Source organism: Gordonia sp. UBA7860 (assembly GCF_002500165.1).
GTDB lineage: Bacteria > Actinomycetota > Actinomycetes > Mycobacteriales > Mycobacteriaceae > Gordonia > Gordonia sputi.
The window spans coordinates 1-21,435 of sequence record NZ_DLSO01000097.1 but is presented as its reverse complement, the minus strand read 5'-3'; the positions used below and the strand labels follow the sequence as shown (position 1 = coordinate 21,435).

The following is a 21,435-nucleotide window of genomic DNA, read 5'->3' as shown; positions in this document are numbered from 1 at the left end:
CACAGTCCCTAGCCCTCAAGCGCCGCAACGTCCGGTATAGACTTACGCGTGCCAGGGTGATGGATCTCGCCTGGGTGCGGCAACTACACGTCGTTCCCAAACCGCCGTTCGCGGCTGATAGTTCCTGTTTCCGATAGTGACGGAAGGAGCTTTCATGGTGGGCGCTGAACACACCGAGCCGGTTGATGACGAGGCGAACTCGATTCAGATCGACCCCGATACTCCGGCACCCCGACCACTTCACCTGCGTCTCAGTGCTGTGGGGCTGGTGTTCGTCGGCGGTCTCGGTGGAACCGGGTTGCGCTACCTGATCGAGGAATGGTTTCCCACCAGAGGGGTATCGTGGCCTTGGGCGACGTTCGGCATCAACATCGCCGGCGCGTTCATCCTCGGTGCGATCCTGGAGGTGCTCGCACTGCTCGGTTCGGACTCCGGTTGGCGTCGAAATCTGCGGGTCTTTCTTGGTACCGGATTCTGTGGCGCATTCACGACGTATTCGACCTTTGCGCTCGAGACCACCCAGCTCGGCCACCATGGCGCTCCCGGCACGGCGTTCGCATACGGGGTCTCCAGCATTGTTCTCGGCCTGATCGGTGCATGGGCAGGTATCGCTATCGCGGGTCTGGTGGTCGGGAATCGCGGCGGGGCGGGGTCATGACCATCCTCGCAATCCTGATAGCCGGTGCGCTCGGGTCGGTGGCGCGATTTGTTGTCGACGGCGCGATCAAACAATGGCGAGCCACGACCTTCCCGTGGGCGACGTTTGTGATCAACGTGACGGGCTCCCTCCTGCTGGGGATTCTTGCCGGGCTGGTGATCTACCACTCGGCACCGAGCGAGCTCCAAGCGATCATCGGAACCGGATTCTGTGGTGGGTACACCACGTTCAGCACGGCCAGCGTGGAGACGGTGCGGCTCGCGCAGCGTAGACGCGGCTGGCTCTCGCTGGCCAACGCAGCCGGGTCGCTGATTGCGGCTGTCGCGGCCTGCTCGCTCGGGCTCGCGCTCGTGTGGGCGTTCTAAGCCTCGTCCGAGGCATCTTCACCGCAAGGAGTCAACGATGACAGCTCATAGAGCTTTCGGACAGTATGACGAGAAGGGGCCGCTCGCGCGTCACCGAGCGGGACCGGCCCCACGGAAAGACGCGCATGCGGCATTGGTCATCGGGTGGAACAGGCATCCCGACAGCGTTGTCGCCCTCCGGTATGCGGTACGACTGGCACAGCGGCTAGACGCTCACCTGCACGTCGTACACATAGTCGACCTCGACGACGAGCCGCTCGATCCGGATGCCCCGAACTGGGATGAACTCTTCGACACGACGGTCAACGAGGCAGCGCTTGAAGCGCGGGAACTCCTCAACGCTGTGCCGGCGTCGTGGACATATCACAGCGGGCACGGTTCGGCAGCAGATCTGTTGACAACCGTGAGTGACCGGTACGCCGTGATGATGGTGGTGGTCGGAAGTCCCCGTGGGGGATTCATGTCCTACGTGGATTCGGTGCTCGGGCAGTCAGTGGCACAGCGGATCATCGGCAAACGCAAGGTGCCGCTGCTCATGGTGCCCACCGACACCGATATCGACGCGATGTTCCCCGTGCTGCCTTCTGAGCCGTGATGTCCGGACGCCGTCGAGTATCGATCCCCCTCGAATGGAATTGACCCTGCGGCATTTGAGGTGCCGCAGGGCCGTCGCCGTAGAGGTCGCTCAGACGCTCACTTGAGTTCCGCGCTGCCCTTGTTGAGCACGCGGCGAGCGATGATGAGCTGCTGGATCTGCTGGGTGCCTTCGAAGATGTCGAGGATCTTCGAGTCGCGGGCCCATTTCTCGAGCAGCAGGCGTTCCGAATATCCAAGTGTGCCAGTCAGTTCGACGGCCTTGTTGGTGACATCGGTGACGGTGCGGCCAGCCTTGGCCTTGGCCATCGACGCCTGTAGTGAGTTGGGTTCCTTGTTGTCGGCCATCCACGTGGCGCGGATCGTCATCAGGTAGGCAGCCTCGAAGTCGGACTCCATCCGGATGAACTCGGCCGCGGCGGCATGCTGGTTCTCGGCGGGCTTGTCGTAGTCGATCTCGATGCCCGCCTCCTCGAGGATGCGACGGAGCTCTTCGAGTGCGGCACGCGCAACACCGACGGCCATGCCCGCGACGAGTGGGCGGGTGTTGTCGAAGGTCTGCATGACCCCGCCGAAACCCTTCTTGGTATCCACCTCGGGGCTGCCAAGCAGATTCTCCTTGGGGATGCGGCAGTTCTCAAAGCGGATCACCGCCGTGTCGGAGACGCGGATGCCCAGCTTGTGCTCGAGTCGCACCACCTCGACGCCGGGATGCTCACGCGGCACGACGAAGCTCTTGATGGCAGCGCGTCCCAGGCTGCGATCGACGCTTGCCCACACGACGATATGGGTGGCGCGCGAACCGGAGGTCACGAAGATCTTCTCGCCGTTGATGACATACTCGTCGCCGTCGAGTTCGGCGGTGGCGGTCACCGCCGCCGAGTCGGAGCCGAAGCTGGGCTCGGTGATGGCCATGGCAGCCCACACCTTGCCGTAGCGCTTGAGCTGCTCGTCGGTGGCGACAGCAGCGATGGCCGAGTTGCCCAGTCCCTGATAGGGCATGGACAACGTCAAACCGACGTCGCCCCAACAAGTTTCGATGACATTCATCACCGACTGCATGTTACCGCCGTTGATATTCGCGCCTTCGGGTGTCGACCTTGCCTTCTTCTGCTGGCTTCGCCCGCCGTCGGCACCCGCCCCGGCCTGGCCGGTTTCGGCGAGGCCGTCGTAAAGGCTTGCGAGAGTGTCGAGTTCGACGGGGTAGGAGTGCTCGGCGAGGTCGTACTTGCGCGAAATGGGTCGGAAGATCTCGGCCGCGGCCTGGTGGGCCTGGTCGATCGTGGTGTTCAGCTTCCGGGGGAGTTCCAGATTGATTGCCATGTCAGATGCTTTCTCGGTCGGTCTCGTCGTCGGAAGACAGTCGCCGTCAGAGGACGACGATGCCCTCGCCGATGCCGGCGCCGCGCAGATCGCGGTACCAACGCTCGACCGGGTGCTCCTTGGTGAAGCCGTGACCGCCGAGCAACTGCACGCCGTCGAGCCCGATCTGCAGGCCCTTGTCGATGGTCAGCTTGCGTGCGAGTGCCGATTCGCGGGCAAACGACAGACCCTGCTCGGCCCGCGATGCGCCGCGCAGCGTGACCAGGCGGATACCGTCGAGCTCGGTGGCGATGTTGGCGACCATGAACGCGACGGCCTGACGGTTGGAGATCGGCTCGCCGAATGCCTCACGCTCGTTGACGTAGGGGATCACGTAGTCGAGGACGGCCTTGCCGGTTCCGGCGGCCAGCGCCGACCAACCGAGGCGCGAGAGACGCACGACGTCACGGTAGGCCGCGAGAGCTGCCTCGCCGGTCTCTTCGCCGAGGAGCGCGCTCTCGGGGACCGCGACGTCTTGCAGCAGCAGGCGACCCATGCCCGCGGCGCGCACACCCATGCCCGGATCGGCTTCGACGATCAGTCCCTCGGAATCGGATTCGACGATGAACAGCGCGGGCTGGCCGTCGAGCTGGGCTCCGACGATGAACAGCTCCGACGAACCCGCGGCGGGCACGAACGACTTCACGCCGTTGAGTCGGTAGCCACTCGGTACCCGAGTTGCCTTGGTTTGCAACGAGAATGCGTCGAAGAGTGCGCGCGGCTCCGCGATGACGACGGACGACTGCGGCACGTTCTCGCCTGCGAAGTCGGGCAGGTAGGTCTTCTGCTGGCTGTCGCTACCGAAGTTGGTGAGGGTGGTGGCGACGCCGCTCGGTGCGAGGAGAGGAAGGGCAAGTCCCATGTCGCCGTAGGCCATTGCCTCGGCAACCAGGGCGTTGGTGACAACGCCACGCTCGGACGCCGCGCCGTCGAACTGCTCGGGCACGTTGATCATCGTGATGCCGAGTTCGGCCGAGCGCTTGAGGATGTCTTCGGGCGCGCTCGCGGCTGCGTCGGCATCGTAGGCCGCGGGGCGCAGGATCTCCTCGGCGAATTCCTTCACCGTCTCGGCGATCATCTGCTGCTCGTCGTCGGGGTTGAGGTTGAAGTAGTCCTTCGGTGTGGTGCTCAACCGTGCCGCGCCACCCGAGCCGCCCTGAACCTTCTTGAACGCGCGGTTGGCTGCGCCAAGGGTCTGGAAGCCGGTCTTGGTCGCCTGGTAGGCGATCCGGTTGATGGGCTCACGGATCTGGTACTTCTCCGCGAAGTCGGAGCCGGTGACCGTCGTGAGCACACGCATCGCGGTGCCGATGGCATTGCGCTTGTGCGGGTTCTTGCCGACCGCAGAGGTGTCGCGGGGTTCGGTGTGAGTCGTCATGACAACCATTTCTCTTCGCACGGGTGCTTGGACTGCGCGTGAGCAGTATCTTACTCGGTAGTAAGTACGAACCTTACTACTCGGTAAGGAGATTGTCACGCGCTCGTCGAACATCGTGTTCCTCTCGCCGGTTTAGGCTGGTCACGTGTCAACTGATCGCACCGACCTCCCGGGTCCGTACACAGCGGCACCGTCGGGTGCGGGTGGCCGACGAGTCGGACCGGCGATGGTGGTCGCAGTCGGTGGGGCAGCGCTGCTCACCGCGATCGTGTGGCCGCTGGGATCGGTTGATCACGGCCGCGACCTCTGTGTCTTCCGCGCGCTCACGGGCCTGCCGTGTCCGGGGTGCGGACTGACGCGCAGTTGGGTGCACCTCATGCATGGCGACGTGGGCGGGGCGTTCACCTACAACGTATTCGGACCGTTGACGCTGGTGGCGACCGTGATCGCCGTCGCCGCCGGAGTCTGGTGTCTCGTCGCAGGTCCGGGAGCGTTGAAGCGGCTCCGGCTACGTCGAGCGCTGCCGGTGTTGGTGGTGGTGCTCGGGTTGTGGCTGGTCTACGGCGTCGCTCGCATCGTCGACGCTGCTGCGGGCTGGGGTGTGTTCCCAGCGGTTGTGTGATCCGGGGTTCGGCTGGACCAATGCGTAAACCCGTGCGGGAGAGCACAGTGGACGCATGGAGATCACCCACTTCGGCCATTCCTGCATGCTCGTCGAATTGGAGGGGACTCGTATCCTCTTCGACCCGGGCACCCTTGCGCACGGCTTCGAAGGGCTGACCGGACTCGACGCGATCCTGATCACCCATCAACATCCTGATCACTGCGACGTCGCGCGGCTGCCGAATCTGGTCGGTGAGAACCCTCAGGCGATCCGTATCGCCGACCCGCAGACCGCCGCACAACTCAACTCCGACGATGCGGCAGGGGAGTGGACTGCGGCACTCGCGGGCGGCCAGGTCGGTGTCGGCGCGGTGACCGCGCGATTCACCGGAGGGCGTCACGCCGTGATCCACCCCGAGATCCCCGTCGTCGACAACGTTGCGTATGTGCTCGGAACATCAACGGCTCCAGGGCGTTTCATGCATCCCGGTGATTCGTTCTACATTCCGTTCGAGCAGATCGACGTGCTCGCGCTGCCGTCGGCGGCGCCGTGGATGAAACTCAGCGAGTCGGTCGACTACCTGCGCGCGATGGCGCCGCGGGTTGCCGTCCCGATCCACCAGGCTGTGCTCTCCGACGCGGGTACCGGTGTTCACTACTCGCGGCTGACCGAGATGAAGGATCCCGGCACCGAATTCGTCGTGCTCGATGAGGAGTCGGGAACGCAGGTTTGACGAAGCTGTTTCAGCTCATGCAGGAGGTGCGAAGAACTCCAGCGCGATGTTGTCGGGGTCTCGGAACGAGATGCCGGACCCATAGTGCGCCCGCTTGATATCGCTGTGCGCGACCCCGAGTTCGTCCAAGCGTGCCAACCAGCCGTCGAGCTCCTCACCCCTGACGGCGAAGGCGACGTGGTCGAGTCCCGTCCGGTGTTCGTCGAAGCTTCCCGACGCCGCCGAGCCGGTGTGAGTGTGCAGTCCGAAGAGGGTTCCGCCATCGAGTGCGAACACCGCGTGGTGGAACTCGCCCGACTCCTCATCCTCGTCGAGCACTGGCGCGGCGTCGAACAGAGCCGAGTACCAACGAGTGCTGGCGTCGAGGTCGGTGACGGTGATGGCCACGTGGGTCAGTGCGGGGAAGCCGGGCATCGCGAATCTCCTGGAGCGTCGGGTCTGAAGACGTGGGGGTCTGCAGACAGCGGTGGGTCTCAGACGCACACGCTAGGAGCTGTCGCCGGTCGCCACGCCGGGATTGCGCAGGGACTATCCGAGCGGGCAGGTAGGTCGGGCGCGGCGCTGCGGTTACCCCTCGAGGGCGGTGAGCACCTCGTCGTGAAGGAGTCCGTTGGTGGCGACCGCGCTGCCGCCGCCGGGGCCGGGGGAGCCGTCGAGCGAGGTGAAGCGCCCGCCGGCTTCGCGCACCAGCACGTCGAGCGGGGCGAGATCCCACAGCGACACCTCGGGTTCTGCCGCGATGTCGACCGCGCCCTCGGCGACGAGGCAGTAGTTGAGGAAGTCGCCGTAACCGCGCACTCGCCAGACACGGTCGGTGAGGTCGATGAACTTGTCGCGGACGCCGCGGTCGGCCCAGCCGGACAGGCTCGAGAAGGTCAGGCTCGACGACGCGAGGTCGGCGACCTGCGAGACCGTCATCTGGCGCGCGTCGCCGTGGTCGAACGCGACAAACGCCCCGTGGCCGGCGGCGGCCCACCACCGGCGGCTCAACGCAGGCGCCGACACCACGCCGACCACCGGCACGCCGTCGACCAGCAAAGCGATCAGCGTGGCCCAGATCGGGAGGCCGCGCACGAAGTTCTTGGTGCCATCGATGGGGTCGACGACCCATTGCCGACCGGTCAGGATCGCGTCGCCGCCGAACTCTTCACCGAGGACCTCGTCGTCGGGGAACACGGCCGCGAGACGTTCGCGGATCATCTGCTCGCAGGCGAGGTCGGCGTCGGAGACCGGGGTGAGGTCGGGTTTGGCGTCGACCTCGAGGTCGATCGCGCCGAAGCGCCCCATCGTCAGCGCATCGGCGGACTCTGCGAGAGAGAGCGCGAAATCGAGGTCGGCGGTGGCGTCGGAATCGGGCGTCGGAAGCACCCGGTCAGCGTAACGCTTGGCTGCGTTGCGAAAACTGTAGAGGATGGCGGCCGCGATGACGGTCGACGCTGCGCTCTCCGCCCGAAATGCCCGGTCGGGTCGGTAGGGTTGAGGCCATGTTGACCGTCATTCTCGTCATTTTGCTCGTCGTCGCCGTGATCGCGATGATCATGCGTTTTCGCGGACAGCGAATCGGCGGATTCGGTGGCAACACGGCGGGCTACGCGCAGGGGACCCTGACGGTCACCGGCGTGAGTGATCAAGGCGAGCCGGACAGCAAGGGGCAAGCGTTCTGCACCATCTCCGGAACGATCAACGGTCCGGGAACCAGCCCGACCGAGGTGTACGGAACGATGATCCTCGCCGTGGGCGAGCCGTGGCCGCAGATCGGTTCCGAGCATGCCGTCGTCTACAAACCGGGCAAGACCGCGACGACGTGGAGTTTCGGCCAACTGCCTCCTATGCAGGCTCCCGACGCCCCGCCCTCGGTACCGCCGTCGGCGTGAGGAGTGGGGGCACATCGGCGATCAGCAGTCGGTACCCTGGTAAACCGTGCATCCTGACGTAGCAACCGATCTCGAATCCCTTGACTCGACCCTGACGACCGTCGAGAAAGTCCTCGACGTCGAGGAGTTGCGTCGGAGGATCGACGAGCTCGAGATGCAGGCGTCCGACCCTGATCTGTGGAACGACCAAGACCACGCGCAGAAGGTGACGAGCGAACTCTCGCACGCCCAGGCGGAGCTGCGTCGCGTCACCGAGTTGCGGCAGCGACTCGACGACATGCCCGTCCACTACGAACTCGCGGAGTCCGAAGAGGGTGAGGCACGCACATCTGCGCTTGCCGATGCCGACGCCGAGCGCGAGTCCCTGCGCAGCGACATCCAGGCGATGGAGGTCAAGACCATGCTCGCCGGCGAGTACGACTCCCGCGACGCCGTGGTCAACATCAGGTCGGGTGCGGGTGGTGTCGACGCCGCCGACTGGGCGCAGATGCTGATGCGCATGTACGTCCGCTGGGCGGAAAAGCACGGCTACGGCGTCGAGGTCTACGACACCTCCTACGCGGAAGAAGCGGGTCTGAAGTCGGCGACGTTCGCGGTCAAGTCGCCCTACATGTACGGCACGCTGTCGGTGGAGCAGGGCACGCACCGGTTGGTCCGCATCAGCCCGTTCGACAACCAGGGTCGTCGCCAAACCTCGTTCGCCGAGGTCGAGGTACTGCCCGTCGTCGAGACCACCGACCACATCGACGTCGACGAGAACGACGTGAAGGTCGACGTCTACCGGTCGTCGGGTCCGGGCGGTCAGTCGGTGAACACCACCGACTCCGCGGTCCGGTTGACCCACATCCCGACCGGTATCGTCGTGACCTGCCAGAACGAGAAGAGTCAGCTGCAGAACAAGGCGTCGGCGATGCGGGTGTTGCAGGCCAAGCTCCTCGCTCGCAAACAGCAGGAGGAGCGCGCTGAGCTCGACGCGCTGAAGGGCGACGGCGGATCGAGCTGGGGCAACCAGATGCGCTCCTACGTGCTGCACCCCTATCAGATGGTCAAGGACCTGCGGACCAACGTCGAAAACAACAACCCGACGACGGTTCTCGACGGCGACATCGACGAGTTCATCGAAGCCGGCATCCGCTGGCGGATGGCCGATGCCGATGCGTGAGGTCTTCGCGCAGGCAGGTTCGTCGGTGCTCGCGCGGGCCGATTTCACCACTCTTGCCTTCGCGCCCGGTGCGACGGAGTCGGTGATCGGGCGCTTCTATCGGTGGATGGCCACCAACGGCCTCGAGATCGTGATCTGGATCCTCGGCGGCATCCTCGTCGTTCGATTCATCCGCTGGTCGGCGCAGAAGTTCAACGACCGCATCGAGGCCCGATTCCACGACAGTGATCTGATCGTGCAGAGCGAGGACTCCAAACACCGTCGCGCGATGATCGATGTGGTGTCGTGGACGCTCGTCGTCGTCGTCGGCATCATCGTGTTCCTGCACATTCTGACCGTGTTCAAGGTGCCGCTGTCAGGATTGGTCGGCCCGACTGCCGTGGTCGGTGCCGCGCTCGGTTTCGGCGCCCAGCGGGTGGTCCAAGACATCCTCGCGGGATTCTTCGTGGTCGCCGAACGGCAGTACGGATACGGCGACGTCGTGGCTTTGACCGTCACCGGCAACGGTGAAGCCGAGGGAACCGTCGAGGACGTGACCTTGCGCATCACGCGCCTGCGCACGTCCGAGGGTGAGGTCATCACCGTTCCCAACGGCCAGGTCATCAAGACCACCAACCGCTCGAAGGATTGGGCGAGGGCCGTTGTCGACGTTCCTGTTCCCGCCGACTCCGACATCGGGGTGGTCAACGAGGTTCTCTCCGAGGTAGGCCAGCGGTTCTACAACGATCCGTACTGGCACGACCTGCTTCTCGACGCGCCATCGCCGCTCGGTGTGACAAACCTCGAGCTCGATTCGATGACCGTCCGAATGGTGACCAGGACCCTTCCGGGTAAACAGTTCGAGGTCAGTCGCGCGCTGCGCGCATGGATTGTGCGCGCGCTTGCTCGCCGCGGTATCAACGTCGCTTCCGGTAAAGAGGTGCAGGCCGGGTCAGCGCCGCCGAGCGGTCATGCCGAGGCCGACGCACAAGCGTCGTCGGGGGGCGACAAGTGATGGTTCATCGTCACGACGGTCCCGACCACGCCGCGAGTCGCTCCGACGACGACGCCGCGAAGGCAGCGGCCGAGGAGGTCGTCGCCAAGATCGAGCAGGCAGAAGCTGCCGCCGACAAGCAGGCACATGCCAACGGCGACGCGGGAGGCGACAACAGTGCCAACGTCGACGACAACGCCGACGCGAAAGGCGGCGCTGACGCGGATCGCACTGCGGTTCCACACCCGTCGGCAGACGAGATCGGCGATCCCCACAGGCTGCGCCACCGGCGCGACTGGCACCACATTCCGCACACCCGGGTCCGGACCAGTACGGCGATCGTGTCGTTGCTCTTCATCGTGTGCGTCATCGTCTACGGCTACACCTCGCAGCGATACGGAATCGTCGACGCTCCTGCGCCCCAGCCGACTCATCACCGCACCTCGGTCGAGACGACTCCGGAGACCACGTACTCGACGCCGTCTTCGTCGTACCCCTCCACGTCGGAGCCGTCGAGCATCTCGGGCGAGTCGGAGAATCCGAGCGAACAGCCCGGTCAGGGAGGCGCCGTTCCGGGCACCCAGAGTGGGCAACCGACCTCGACCGGTGGCAACGGCTTCTCGGACTTCTTCAACAACCGAAACAACCAGCAGGAGACGACGGCGGTCCCGTCGCGCTGACCGGGCGGGTCGGCGCGCGGGTGCGCACCTGAACAGACCTCTCAGGCGTCACCGTTACACTCTGTTGTCGTGATCAAGCTGGAGAACGTGACGATGAAGTACAAGGCATCCAGCCGACCCGCCCTCACCGACCTCGATCTCGAGGTCGACAAGGGCGAGTTCGCGTTCCTCATCGGCCCCTCTGGTTCTGGCAAGTCGACGTTCTTCCGGCTGCTGCTCAAAGAGGATCGGCCGACGAAGGGTGAGGTGTACGTCGGCGACTTCCACGTGAACCGCCTTCGCGGACGCACGGTACCCAAGCTGCGGCAATCCATCGGATGTGTGTTCCAGGACTTCCGGTTGCTGCAGCAGAAGTCGGTGGCCGACAACGTGGCGTTCGCGCTCGAGGTGATCGGCAAGCAGCCGTCGACCATTCGCCGTGTCGTACCGGAGGTCCTCGAGTACGTGGGTCTCGAGGGCAAGCAGGACCGTATGCCCTACGAGCTGTCGGGCGGTGAGATGCAGCGTGTCGCCATCGCGCGCGCGATCGTCAACCGGCCACTGGTCCTGCTCGCCGACGAGCCCACGGGCAACCTCGATCCGGAGACCAGCGAGGAGATCGTCGACGTGCTCGACCGCGTCAACCGGCGCGGAACGACCGTCGTCATGGCGACGCACGATCGGCACATCGTCGACGCGATGCGACGTCGGGTACTCGAGTTCGACAACGGCAGACTCGTCCGCAACGACGCACAGGGCGTGTACGGCATCGGCTGACCGTCGGCTCAGGTGAGCGCGATCGCGCGCCACCGACCATGTCGACGCCCGTCAGTCCGCGTACCACCAGCCCGCGTACTCCACAGACCAAAGGACGTGTAGCACCAGCATGCGAGCGAACTTCATCATCAGCGAGGTCTTCAACGGTCTCCGCCGCAACGTCACGATGACGGTCGCGATGATCCTCACCACTGCCATAACTCTCGGCATGCTCGGTGGCGGATTGTTGGTCATCCAGATGGCGAACAAGAGTCAGAAGATCTTCCTCGACCGTGTCGAGATGCAGTTCTACATCAACGACGACGTCAGTGCGGCCGACCCGGATTGCCAGAAAGCGCCGTGTTCGACGCTGCGCACCGATCTCGAGAACGAGCCGGGCGTCGGCTCGGTGACCTACGTCAGCAAGGCTGACGCGTACAAGGCGGCGAAAGCGGCGTTCGAGCAGAGCGCACCGGAGATCGCCGACATGATCTCGCCCGACGCCAACCCCGCGTCGCTCAAGGTTCGGATGAGTGATGCCAACCAGTTCGGCGCGGTGCTCGACAAATATGCCGACCGGAAGGATCTCGGCGTCGACGGCGTTCTAGATCAGCGAGAGTTGGTGAAACGTATCTTCAGCGTGCTCGATGGGGTGCGCAACGCGGCGTTCGCGGTGGCCGCGGTCCTTGCGGTGGCGGCGATCCTGTTGATCGTCAACACGGTTCAGGTCGCGGCGTTCACCCGCCGGACGGAAGTGTCGATCATGCGGTTGGTCGGTGCGACCCGCTGGTACACGCAGCTACCGTTCCTGTTGGAGGCCGTGTTCTCGGCCTTCATCGGTTCGCTGCTGGCGATCGGCGGTCTTTTCGCGGCGAAGGTGTTCTTCTTCGACAAGGCGTTGAACGACCTCTACGGCGTCAACATCCTGGCCAGGATCACCGCGGGCGACGTGCTGTTCGTGTCGCCGTGGCTGATCCTTGCCGGAATTGTGTTGGCAGGCGCGACGGCATATGTCACGCTGCGTGTCTATGTTCGTGAGTGAGGCTCGAAGCGCGGGCTTGTCGACGACAGGGAAAGGAGGTGGAAAGTGGCGAAGGAAAAGGGACGGAACGTGATCGCGTCGAACCGTAAGGCGCGCCACGACTACACCATCCTGGACACCTACGAGGCCGGTGTCGCTCTGGTTGGGACCGAGGTCAAGAGTCTTCGGGAGGGCAAGGCGTCGTTGGTCGACGCATTCGCCACCATCGACGACGGCGAGGTGTGGCTGCGTGGCCTGAACATCGCCGAGTACGGTCGCGGTTCGTGGACGAACCACACACCGCTGCGTAAGCGCAAGCTGCTCATGCATCGGAGCGAGATCGACAATCTGATCGGCAAGATCCGCGACGGCAACCTGACCTTGGTGCCTTTATCGCTCTACTTCAACGACGGCAAGGTCAAGGTCGAGTTGGCGCTTGCTCGGGGTAAGCAGGCGCACGACAAACGCCACGACATTGCTCGACGCACCGCGCAGCGCGAGGTCGAACGCGAGCTGGGTCGTCGGGTCAAGGGCATGTGACCACGACGTCGTCGTATCGTCGAACACGTTTCTCGGTGGTTGCCGCGCTGGTGGCGGTGATCGCCGCGTTGGCGGCTGTCGCGTGTACGCCGCAGCAGGAGGGTCGGATCGGCGGTGATGGGCCAGCGATCCCCGGGCTTGCGGCGGTTCCCCCGATGGGGTGGAACAGTTGGAACACCTTCGGATGTGGGATCACCGAGCAGATCGTCCGTGCGCAGGCTGACGCGCTCGTGTCGTCGGGGCTGCGCGATGCCGGCTACAAGTATGTGATCGTCGACGACTGCTGGGCCGCGCCACAGCGCGACGCCTCGGGCAGGCTGCAGGCTGATCCTGTGCGATTCCCTTCCGGGATGGCCGCACTTGGTGCCTACCTTCATGAGCGGGGCCTGCTCTTCGGTATCTACTCCGGCGCGCGGGACAAGACCTGCACGCAGTATCAGGGCACGTATCCAGGGGCGACGGGCAGCGGTGGTCACGAGGTGATCGACGCTCAGACGTTCGCCGGGTGGGGCGTCGACTATCTCAAGTACGACTGGTGTTCGTCGAATACGTCCCACGACGATCAGGTTTCGTCGTTCACAGCGATGCGAAATGCGTTGCGCGACACAGGCCGTCGCATCGTGTTTGCGATCAATCCCAACAGTGGCTACGCCGGATCGGTACCCGGTGCCCAATTCGATTGGGGCGGAACGGCAACGACGACCCGTGTGACCAACGACGTCACACCCGCGTGGTCGACCGCGAATGGGCCGTCGGGGTATCAGGGCATCGTCAACATCGTCGACGTCGCCGGGCCGCTGACCGCGCGGGTGAAGCCGGGGTCGTTCATCGACCCGGACATGCTCGTCGTCGGATCTCCTGGGCTCACAGCGGCGGAGCAGCGTACGCAGATGTCGATGTGGTCGATGATGGCTGCACCTCTGATTGCAGGCAACGACCTGACGAACATGTCGCAGCAGACGCTCGACGCGTTGCGCAACGCGGCAATCATCGCGATCGACCAGGACTCGCGAGTCGTCGCAGGCGCGATGGTCGACGACGATCCCGAGGTGTGGTCGCGCGCGATCGGCGACAAGGGTCTGGTCATCTCGCTTACCAACCGTTCCGATCATGCTCGGACGCTGTCGGTGTCGTTGGGGAGCGTCGGACTCGTGGGTGATGCGTCGGTCACCGGTGTCGACGCGTGGACCGGGCGTTCGTTCACGGCGCAGCACGGTGAGTTGTCGGTGCCGGTTGGGGTGCACGACACGGCTGTCCTCGAGATTCGCTGAGTGCGATCGTCGCCGGGTCACGTCGACGACTCGGGGGTATCTCGGGACGGTCGTTAGCATCCCAATCTGGTTTCGACTGACGATGAGCGGCGTGCCGAGTCTGGAAGGTTGCTGTGAGCGACGGTAAACATGCCGGGTGATCACGAGGGGACTACCACAACCGGAACATCAGCCACAGGCATCACAACTGTCACAGTCGGAGTGCACGCTACGACCGCGCGAGGCGTCGAGTTGGCGTCGACGCGGTACGTCGATCGTCGCCACGTTGCTGGCCGTTGTCGCAGCGACAGCGGGGGCGGTGCTCACGGGTACCACCGTCGCGGCTCCTGCGTCGGCGGCGGTAGTGCGCATCGATCGGGTCGACGACCAACTGTCGATCGTCTACGTGTACTCGCCGTCGATGCGCAAGGTGATCCCCAATCAGGTATTGCGACCGCGAGGCGAGGGCTCGGCACCGGTCTTCTATCTGCTCAACGGACGATCGGGCGGCGTCGAGGGTGATAGTTGGCTCAAGCAGACCGACCACCGATCGTTCTTCGCAGGCAAGAATGTGACAGTGGTATCGCCGCTGGGTGGGCCGTACGCCTGGTACGCCGACTGGCAGCGGCCGGACCCCGCGCTCGGGGTCAACAAGTGGGAGACCTACCTGCTGCGGGAACTGCCAGGTGCCATCGTGGGCCCGTTGCGCGCGAACGGCCGCAATGCGATCGCCGGGCTATCCCTCTCCGGTGGTCCCGCGCTCGACATCGCCGGGCGGGGTGGATCGCTCTATCGCGCGGCGGCGTCGTACAGCGGTTGCCCTGCCATCAGTGCGCCGCCCGCGACCGCAGGCGTCTTCGCCACGACATCGATAGGCGGTGGCAACGCGCTGAATATGTTCGGACCTCCCGGATCGCCCGCGTGGATTGATCACGACCCGTCGCGGAATCCTGCACGACTGCGGGGAAAGGCAATTTATCTGGGCGCGGCGTCGGGGTTGCCGGGACGAACCGACGGTGCTCCCCTCGGCGCACCGTCGTTGCTGGCCGGACCCGCCGAGGTGGAGATGGGGACTCATTGGTGTACCGACCAGATGGCTGCCGCTCTCAATGGGGCGGGGATACCGCACACGTACCGTGTATTCGAGCAGGGTGCGCACACCTGGTCGTTGTTCGCCACCGAGATGCGCGACAGTTGGCGGGTGATCGGACCAGCGCTCGGCGCTTGAGAGATGGACGGCGCGCGGCAGTGATCAGGGCCGAAGAGAAAAGGGAATGAACCGCGTGCCGTGGGTTGTTATAGTGGAGCTTCCGCCGGTTTCCGGTGGAACCATCTCGGGGCTGATCGGTTTCGACTACGTGCGTCGAGGTGGGGGAAGCGTGTCGGTGCAGGCCAGAGACCACCGTTAAGCGTCGCGGCAACCAATTAAGCGCCGATAAGAATCAGCGCGACTACGCACTCGCTGCCTGACAGCGACTGCGTGTCTGTTGGCCCGGGTTTTGCTCCCTTGCCCGGTGCCGGCATCATCTCAGGGAGCTCACTGTCCACTCCGGTCGCGGGAGTGAACGGGACATCTCACAGCGACTGGGATCGTCATCTCGGCTTGTTCGCGTGACCGAGAGATCCGAGTAGAGATATAGCGGACTGCACACGGAGAAGCCCTACCGAAGCGACGGAGGACCCGGGTTCAATTCCCGGCAGCTCCACGAAAACCTCCCACCTGTTTACGCAGGTGGGAGTTTTTCTTGTGCGGTGCCGTCGCCGTACATGGTGAGCCAGAACGATCGAGCCATGGCCGAGGCGAACGCGCGGTCGTAGCCGTCGTCGGCGAGTTGCATGACGTCGGAGAAGCCTGCCTGCATGCCCACCACGATGAATCGCGCCGTCTGATCGGGCTCGATGTCGGGGGACGCGATTCCCGCGGCCTGCTCGGTACGGATTCGTTCGGCGATATCGGCCGTGTAGTTCTGCAGGCCTCGTCGGAAGTTGTCGCCGAAGCGGGTGTCGGTGCTCGTCGTCTCCAGATACGCACGCCAGATCACACGGTAGCGGCGGGCGGAGGCGAAGAGTTCGACGATGACGTCAGCGAGCGCCTCTGGACGTGCCTGCGACGGTTCCTTCCAATAGCTGTCTGCCGTCGCCACGAACTCGGCGAGCAGGGGAGTGGTGAGCTGCAGAATGAGCGCGGTCTTGTCAGGAAACCACTGATAGAACGTCGATCGTGAGACCTCGGCGACCTCGAGGATGCGTTCGACAGGGATGTCGGCGTAGTGCTCCCCGGTTTCGAGAATTTCCGATGCCGCATCGAGAATTCTCTTCTCCGACATCGTCTTCCGCCTACCCACCCTTGGCATGCGCAACACCGTACCGCGTGGAAGAGGTAGGCGAAGCCCGGTGTGTGGCGCGCAACGGACTTCTGCGATAGCCGGTGAAAATCAGGTGTCCTCGGCGAGTGCGCGACCGACGACGTCGAGTGCGCAACGCTGCCACAGTGAGACATGGTCGAGCATCGCGTGCCGCCCACCCGGCACCGAGACGAACGTGGCGTCGTAACCGTCGTCGCGTAGTTCGGCGATGCCTTCGGCGGTACGTCGTGGTGACGTGAGGGTGTCGGCGTCGCCATGGATGGCGCGCACGCGCACGCCTCGACGGATGTGGCGCCAATCGCGATGCTGCCACCAGGGGGCCAGCGCGAGTATGTCGGTGACCCGTGGGTCGGCGCCGAGATGCGCCGCCACGCGCCCGCCCATCGAGTGTCCGATGAGGACGACGGGAACGTCGGGGTTGTCGCGAGTGATCAAATCGAGCGCTGCCCGCGCATACGGGAGGGGGCTTGCCTGACCGCCGTTCCACCCGTACACGCGGTAGCGCACCTGCCGTACGTCGACGGCGCTGCCGAACCTCGCGCGTATCGACCAGGTGAATGGGTACATCCTCAGCGCTGTTCCCTGGGTCGCTCGGAACGGGCGGTAGCTGTTGTCGGTGCCGCCGGGCAGGACGAGCACATTCAGTCGTGGGGTCATCGACTCCAGCATGACGCCGGTGGAACAAGGGACTGACGGCGGAGCCGTGTTTCGGGCACAATCTAGGACTATGGCTTCCCCACGTGCCGGCACTCCGGCTCAGCCCGAAGACCTCATCGACGTCGACGCCGTCGTCGGCGCGTATTACGACAAGGTGCCCGATCCGGACGATCCCGGGCAACGGGTCGTCTTCGGTACCTCGGGGCACAGGGGGTCGAGCCTCGACTCCGCATTCAACGAAGCGCACATCCTCGCGATCACCCAGGCGATCGTCGAGTACCGCGCAGGCGCAGGTATCACCGGCCCGTTGTTCATCGGATTCGATACACACGCACTGTCGGTTCCGGCGTGGCAGTCGGCACTTGAAGTACTGGTGGCCAACGGGGTGACCGTCTATACCGCCGAAGGCGATACCTACACGCCGACCCCCGCTGTCAGTCGCGCGATCCTCACGTTCAACGCTGCCAATCCCGGTGTGCAATCAGACGGCATCGTCGTCACTCCATCACACAACCCGCCGCGTGACGGCGGCTTCAAATACGATCCGCCGACAGGTGGCCCCGCCGATACGACGATCACATCGTGGGTCGCCAACCGTGCCAACGAATTGCTTACGGCGAAACTCGATGGGGTCAAACGCATTCCGTTCGAGAAAGCCCGACGCGACGAACTGGTACACGACTATTCGTTCGTCATGAATTACACCGACGGACTGGCATCGGTCGTCGACCTCGAGGCGATCCGCAACGCGGGGATTCACATCGGTGCCGACCCCCTCGGTGGTGCGTCGGTCGGCTATTGGGCCGCCATCGGGTTCCGGTACAACCTCGACAAGCTCACCGTCGTGAATCCGACTGTGGACCCGACGTTTTCGTTCATGACGCTCGACACGGACGGTCAGATCCGGATGGACTGTTCGTCGCCGGACGCGATGGCCTCGCTCATCGAGTCGCGTGATTCCTACGACATCGCCACGGGTAACGACACCGACGCCGACCGCCACGGCATCGTCACCCCCGACGGCGGGCTGATGAACCCCAATCACTATCTGGCAGTTGCCATCGACTACCTGTACACGCATCGGTCGAACTGGTCGCCTGACGCCGCGGTCGGAAAGACTCTGGTGAGTTCGAGTCTCATCGACCGGGTCGTTGCGGGCATCGGCAGGAAGCTCATCGAGGTGCCGGTGGGGTTCAAATGGTTCGTCGACGGCCTGCTCGACGGCAGCATCGCGTTCGGCGGCGAAGAGAGCGCAGGCGCGTCGTTTCTCACGTTCGACGGTGGTCCGTGGTCGACCGATAAGGACGGCATCATCATGGCGCTGTTGGCGTCGGAGATCCTCGCGGTTACCGGCAAGACGCCGTCGGAGCGCTACCGCGAGCTGGCTGCGGAGTACGGCGAATCCGCTTATGCCAGAACGGATGCGCCCGCCACCCGCGAACAGAAGGCGGTGCTTGCGAATCTTTCCGCTGATCAGATCACTGCCACCGATCTCGCCGGTGACCCGATCACCGCGGTCATGACGAAAGCGCCGGGCAACGATGCGCCGATCGGCGGCGTGAAGGTCACCACCGCTGACGCCTGGTTTGCCGCGCGGCCGTCGGGTACCGAAGACAAGTACAAGATCTATGCCGAATCGTTCAAGGGCGTCGAGCACCTCGCGAGGGTGCAGGAGCAGGCGCAGGAGGTCGTCGACGCCGCCTTGTCGTGACTCGATGGTGCTTGTCATGACTCGACGGTGCTGTGGTGGATCACCGGTGCGTTAGGCTCGCCCGTGGTGCCACGCTGCTGACCGGTGTTGCGCACCCGCTCCGCAGGAGGGCACGGCGACCACACGAAGGATGATCTGTGACTGACAGGCGCAAGCCACCCGCATCGACGTCGAAACACCAACCTCGCTCGACGTCGAGCACGTCGACGTATGTGTTGCTGGGAATCGCGGTTGTGGTGGTGATCGCTCTGGTCGTCGGCGGCGTGCTGTGGAACCGCAACCGCGACCACGGGGGAACGGCGAACGAGCAGGTCCTCAACTCCAACGCCGCGTTGATCATCGGAGCTGCCGACGCGAAGACGACGATCGATGTCTTCGAGGACTTCATGTGCCCGGTGTGCAAGCAGTTCGAGGAGCAGTCGGGTAAGGCGATTGTGAGCGCCGTCGATGCGGGCAGGCTTCGAGTTCGCTACCACATGTTGAACTTCCTCAATCGTCAGTCGGCGTCAGGCAGCTACTCGAGTCGTGCGGCCGGCGCCCTGCAATGTGTTGGCGCAGGGGAGAATAAAGAGGTCTTCTTCAAGTTCCACACCGCGCTGTTCGCAGATCAGCCGAAGGAAGGTGGCGACTCCGATAAGTCGAACTCCGACCTGGCGAAGGTCGCGGCCGAGCAGGGCGCCAACGCGGTGACGCAGAAATGCATCGCCGATGGGGCCAAGGTCGCCGAGGGGGAGAAGGCGGCAGAGGAGTCAGAGAATCAACTGGCCAAGGCCACAGGGGGACAGGTCGCCACACCGACGGTGCTCTCCGGCGGCGTGCCTGTGGACGGGATTCTCAACGGCACCGGATGGCTCGACTCGCTGCTCGGCAAGGCAAGTGAATAGTCGTTCTCGGTAGTCGCTGGAACGGTCGTGGATCTCACAGACTCAGATCTCACGGACCTAGATCTCACACACGTAGATCTCAAACACGTTGCGACGACGCGACGCGAGAGCACAAAGGCCCGAAATCGCCCGATCGCTGTCGTTTTGGTGGCACCCTTGGTATCACTTGTTGTCAGGGGGCCTGTGACCGAGGCGGTGACGTTCAGCGATGACCGGACCAGACGACAGTCGGGACGACACACACTCTGACCGATCCGACGAGTCGACGACCCGTCGGACTCGACGCTGCTCGACGGCTACTACGTCCGGCGCATCTTCTGGGCTCTGGTGGGCATCGCGGTCCTCTCTCTGGGATCGGCGGTGCTGCGCGTCGGCCAGGTTGGCGTCGACCCGTACACCGCGGCGAACATCGGCATCAGCAACACGCTTGGGATCGACCTCGGTACCTACCAGTTGATCAGCAACGCAGTTCTTTTCATTCCTATGCTGCTGTGGGGTCGCCAGTACATCGGAATCGGATCGATCATGAACATGTTCTGGTCGGCTACTTCGTGCAGTGGTTCAGCACGTGGCTCGATCCGTACTTTTCCGACAATCTCGCGGCATGGCAGAAGATGGTGATGTTCGCTATCGGGATCACCTTCTTCTGTTACGGCGCATCGCTATATATGACTTCGGCACTTGGCAATTCACCCTACGACGCGGTTGCGCCGATCATCGTCGACCACTCGAAAATGCCGTATCGGGCAGTGCGAACATGTCAAGACTTGGTCTTTGTCGTGCTCGCAGTGATCTTTCACGGCACGATCGGTGCAGGCACTGTGGTTACCGCATTCTTTACCGGACCGCTGATCGAGACCTTCACCGAGAAGGTGAACAAACCGTTGATGCGCAAGGACCTTACGGCCGCCAGTGCGAAAAAATCACGCGTGGTGATGGGACGGTCACACTTCTGACGTCGGGCATCCACACCCCACCGTTACGGATTCACGCTTCGGTGTAAATGCGGGGCCGACGGTTCCGTCCGTGGGGGGGGACGAGTCGTACAACTGTGAAATGGAAGGCAGGACATGACCGAATATGTCGTAGCGATCAGTTTCCCGGAGAACTCAACGACCTACGAGGTGTACAACACCATCACCAACTCCGGCTCATCGGTCGGGCTGGTCTCCGCGGCCATCGTGCAGCGTGACGACGCGGGTCATCTGACGATCACCGAGGGCGGCGACGTGAAGTCCGGCGACGCCACGGTCGGTGGCTCCTTGATCGGGATGCTGATCGGCGTGCTCGTTGGGCCCTTGGTGTTCTGCTCGGATTTGGCCTCGGTGCCGCAGGCGGCGCGCTGGTCGACGCCAGCCGTTCCGACGACCTCGACGACGCGATCACGGAGTTCGGCAAGACCGTTCGCCCCGGCGGCAATGCCATCCTCGCGCAGACCGACGAGGCCGACACCGCAGCGCTCGACGCTTTGGTGACCAAGTACGACGGTGCCATCGTGCGTCGCCCGCTCGACGAGGTTCTCTCCGAGCTCGAGGCTCAACAGGATGCCGCTGAGGCCGCAGCCGAGGCCGCTCGTAAGAAGCTCCACGACGAGAAGAAGGCCGAGAAGAAGGAAAAGCACGAAGAGCGCGTCGAAAAGCTGAAGGCGAAGTTCTCCTGAGCTGACACGTCCGCTGCTCGAACGAGACCCCTTCGACGACGCGTCGAAGGGGTCTCGTTCTGTGTCGGCCCGTGTCCCAGGGGACATCGCAATCATGCTGAAAGGCAACGATTTTCGGGGATGGGCGTACGTGCGTTCTGGTGCGGCCCTCAGTTGTCGTTGACAGCCGTGCCCAACCGCCGGACCGCCTCACGTAGTCCGTCGGGCTGCCAGGGTCACGGCAAAGTC

Annotated in this window: 25 protein-coding genes, 1 other RNA gene and 1 riboswitch; of the genes, 20 read left to right on the top strand and 6 right to left on the bottom strand. The window is 64.1% G+C overall.

Translation table 11 applies throughout. The features are described 5' to 3' along the window. Positions 1–46 precede the first annotated feature (46 nt). Positions 47–134: riboswitch (Fluoride riboswitch) on the top strand. A gap of 20 nt (positions 135–154) precedes the next feature. The 3 genes from crcB (B3T59_RS12555) to B3T59_RS12545 are packed head-to-tail and all read left to right on the top strand — an operon-like array spanning position 155 to position 1,618. Next, complete coding sequence (gene crcB / locus B3T59_RS12555; RefSeq protein WP_287003630.1) at positions 155–658, top strand: fluoride efflux transporter CrcB; 504 nt, start codon at positions 155–157, stop codon at positions 656–658. After that, positions 655–1,023 (top strand): fluoride efflux transporter CrcB, encoded by a 369-nt coding sequence (crcB, locus tag B3T59_RS12550; RefSeq protein WP_064865870.1) that lies wholly within the window; start codon positions 655–657, stop codon positions 1,021–1,023. Before crcB (B3T59_RS12555) ends, crcB (B3T59_RS12550) begins: the two co-directional genes overlap by 4 nt. 37 nt (positions 1,024–1,060) lie before the next feature. Beyond that, positions 1,061–1,618: a universal stress protein gene (locus B3T59_RS12545; RefSeq protein ID WP_082946555.1), complete on the top strand. Its 558-nt coding sequence runs from the start codon at positions 1,061–1,063 to the stop codon at positions 1,616–1,618. A 98-nt stretch (positions 1,619–1,716) separates the two neighbouring features. Here B3T59_RS12545 and B3T59_RS12540 read toward each other — a convergent pair whose 3' ends face one another. Further along, entirely contained in the window at positions 1,717–2,940 is a 1,224-nt protein-coding gene (locus B3T59_RS12540) for an acyl-CoA dehydrogenase family protein (RefSeq protein WP_287003629.1), read from the bottom strand. A gap of 46 nt (positions 2,941–2,986) precedes the next feature. Continuing rightward, complete coding sequence (locus B3T59_RS12535; RefSeq protein WP_064866181.1) at positions 2,987–4,357, bottom strand: acyl-CoA dehydrogenase family protein; 1,371 nt, start codon at positions 4,355–4,357, stop codon at positions 2,987–2,989. Between the two features lie 145 nt (positions 4,358–4,502). Here B3T59_RS12535 and B3T59_RS12530 point away from each other — a divergent pair, with 145 nt between their 5' ends. Next, on the top strand, positions 4,503–4,979 hold the full coding sequence (locus tag B3T59_RS12530) for a DUF2752 domain-containing protein (protein WP_005203602.1): 477 nt from the start codon (positions 4,503–4,505) through the stop codon (positions 4,977–4,979). 55 nt (positions 4,980–5,034) lie between these two features. Then, a complete protein-coding gene (locus B3T59_RS12525; RefSeq protein ID WP_005203599.1) occupies positions 5,035–5,694 on the top strand; it encodes an MBL fold metallo-hydrolase in 660 nt (219 codons plus the stop codon). A 15-nt stretch (positions 5,695–5,709) separates the two neighbouring features. Here the strand turns inward: B3T59_RS12525 and B3T59_RS12520 are convergent, their stop codons facing one another. Both B3T59_RS12520 and hisN read right to left on the bottom strand, forming a co-directional pair. After that, a complete protein-coding gene (locus B3T59_RS12520) occupies positions 5,710–6,108 on the bottom strand; it encodes a VOC family protein (protein WP_064862388.1) in 399 nt (132 codons plus the stop codon). 153 nt (positions 6,109–6,261) lie between these two features. Continuing rightward, a complete protein-coding gene (hisN, locus tag B3T59_RS12515; protein ID WP_064862387.1) occupies positions 6,262–7,062 on the bottom strand; it encodes a histidinol-phosphatase in 801 nt (266 codons plus the stop codon). Between the two features lie 116 nt (positions 7,063–7,178). Between hisN and B3T59_RS12510 the strand changes: the two genes are divergently transcribed. The 10 genes from B3T59_RS12510 to ssrA all read left to right on the top strand — a co-directional run bounded on the left by B3T59_RS12510 (position 7,179) and on the right by ssrA (position 15,638). Continuing rightward, the gene (locus tag B3T59_RS12510) at positions 7,179–7,568 is read left to right on the top strand and encodes a hypothetical protein (RefSeq protein WP_064862396.1); all 390 of its coding nucleotides are present in this window, start codon (positions 7,179–7,181) and stop codon (positions 7,566–7,568) included. Between the two features lie 46 nt (positions 7,569–7,614). Then, positions 7,615–8,730, top strand: coding sequence for a peptide chain release factor 2 (gene prfB, locus B3T59_RS12505; protein ID WP_064862386.1), 1,116 nt, complete (start codon positions 7,615–7,617; stop codon positions 8,728–8,730). Beyond that, positions 8,723–9,724, top strand: coding sequence for a mechanosensitive ion channel family protein (locus B3T59_RS12500; protein ID WP_064862395.1), 1,002 nt, complete (start codon positions 8,723–8,725; stop codon positions 9,722–9,724). Before prfB ends, B3T59_RS12500 begins: the two co-directional genes overlap by 8 nt. Then, positions 9,724–10,383: a hypothetical protein gene (locus B3T59_RS12495; protein WP_267626629.1), complete on the top strand. Its 660-nt coding sequence runs from the start codon at positions 9,724–9,726 to the stop codon at positions 10,381–10,383. Before B3T59_RS12500 ends, B3T59_RS12495 begins: the two co-directional genes overlap by 1 nt. A gap of 69 nt (positions 10,384–10,452) precedes the next feature. Continuing rightward, entirely contained in the window at positions 10,453–11,139 is a 687-nt protein-coding gene (ftsE, locus tag B3T59_RS12490) for a cell division ATP-binding protein FtsE (protein ID WP_064862384.1), read from the top strand. Between the two features lie 109 nt (positions 11,140–11,248). Then, a complete protein-coding gene (gene ftsX, locus B3T59_RS12485) occupies positions 11,249–12,160 on the top strand; it encodes a permease-like cell division protein FtsX (protein WP_267626631.1) in 912 nt (303 codons plus the stop codon). A 45-nt stretch (positions 12,161–12,205) separates the two neighbouring features. Beyond that, positions 12,206–12,679, top strand: a complete 474-nt coding sequence (gene smpB / locus B3T59_RS12480) for an SsrA-binding protein SmpB (protein WP_005203581.1) — start codon at positions 12,206–12,208, stop codon at positions 12,677–12,679. Between the two features lie 50 nt (positions 12,680–12,729). Next, on the top strand, positions 12,730–13,950 hold the full coding sequence (locus tag B3T59_RS12475; protein ID WP_005203579.1) for a glycoside hydrolase family 27 protein: 1,221 nt from the start codon (positions 12,730–12,732) through the stop codon (positions 13,948–13,950). Between the two features lie 136 nt (positions 13,951–14,086). Beyond that, positions 14,087–15,157: an alpha/beta hydrolase gene (locus B3T59_RS12470; RefSeq protein ID WP_287003622.1), complete on the top strand. Its 1,071-nt coding sequence runs from the start codon at positions 14,087–14,089 to the stop codon at positions 15,155–15,157. Positions 15,158–15,265: 108 nt separating this feature from the next. Beyond that, positions 15,266–15,638, top strand: a transfer-messenger RNA (tmRNA) gene (gene ssrA / locus B3T59_RS12465). A gap of 15 nt (positions 15,639–15,653) precedes the next feature. Here the strand turns inward: ssrA and B3T59_RS12460 are convergent. Both B3T59_RS12460 and B3T59_RS12455 read right to left on the bottom strand, forming a co-directional pair. Further along, on the bottom strand, positions 15,654–16,283 hold the full coding sequence (locus tag B3T59_RS12460) for a TetR/AcrR family transcriptional regulator (RefSeq protein ID WP_287003620.1): 630 nt from the start codon (positions 16,281–16,283) through the stop codon (positions 15,654–15,656). A gap of 81 nt (positions 16,284–16,364) precedes the next feature. Beyond that, positions 16,365–16,952 (bottom strand): alpha/beta hydrolase, encoded by a 588-nt coding sequence (locus B3T59_RS12455; protein WP_251722892.1) that lies wholly within the window; start codon positions 16,950–16,952, stop codon positions 16,365–16,367. A 70-nt stretch (positions 16,953–17,022) separates the two neighbouring features. On the opposite strand from B3T59_RS12455, the gene pgm reads away from it, so the two are divergent. The 5 genes from pgm to B3T59_RS12430 all read left to right on the top strand — a co-directional run bounded on the left by pgm (position 17,023) and on the right by B3T59_RS12430 (position 21,207). Then, the gene (gene pgm, locus B3T59_RS12450) at positions 17,023–18,663 is read left to right on the top strand and encodes a phosphoglucomutase (alpha-D-glucose-1,6-bisphosphate-dependent) (protein ID WP_251722893.1); all 1,641 of its coding nucleotides are present in this window, start codon (positions 17,023–17,025) and stop codon (positions 18,661–18,663) included. 137 nt (positions 18,664–18,800) lie between these two features. Continuing rightward, entirely contained in the window at positions 18,801–19,547 is a 747-nt protein-coding gene (locus B3T59_RS12445) for a DsbA family protein (protein ID WP_287003619.1), read from the top strand. A gap of 551 nt (positions 19,548–20,098) precedes the next feature. Further along, positions 20,099–20,503: a YczE/YyaS/YitT family protein gene (locus B3T59_RS12440; RefSeq protein ID WP_231895452.1), complete on the top strand. Its 405-nt coding sequence runs from the start codon at positions 20,099–20,101 to the stop codon at positions 20,501–20,503. 114 nt (positions 20,504–20,617) lie between these two features. After that, entirely contained in the window at positions 20,618–21,022 is a 405-nt protein-coding gene (locus B3T59_RS24510) for a hypothetical protein (protein WP_349681970.1), read from the top strand. After that, a complete protein-coding gene (locus B3T59_RS12430) occupies positions 21,019–21,207 on the top strand; it encodes a hypothetical protein (protein WP_231894604.1) in 189 nt (62 codons plus the stop codon). Before B3T59_RS24510 ends, B3T59_RS12430 begins: the two co-directional genes overlap by 4 nt. The last annotated feature ends 228 nt before the right edge of the window (positions 21,208–21,435 follow it).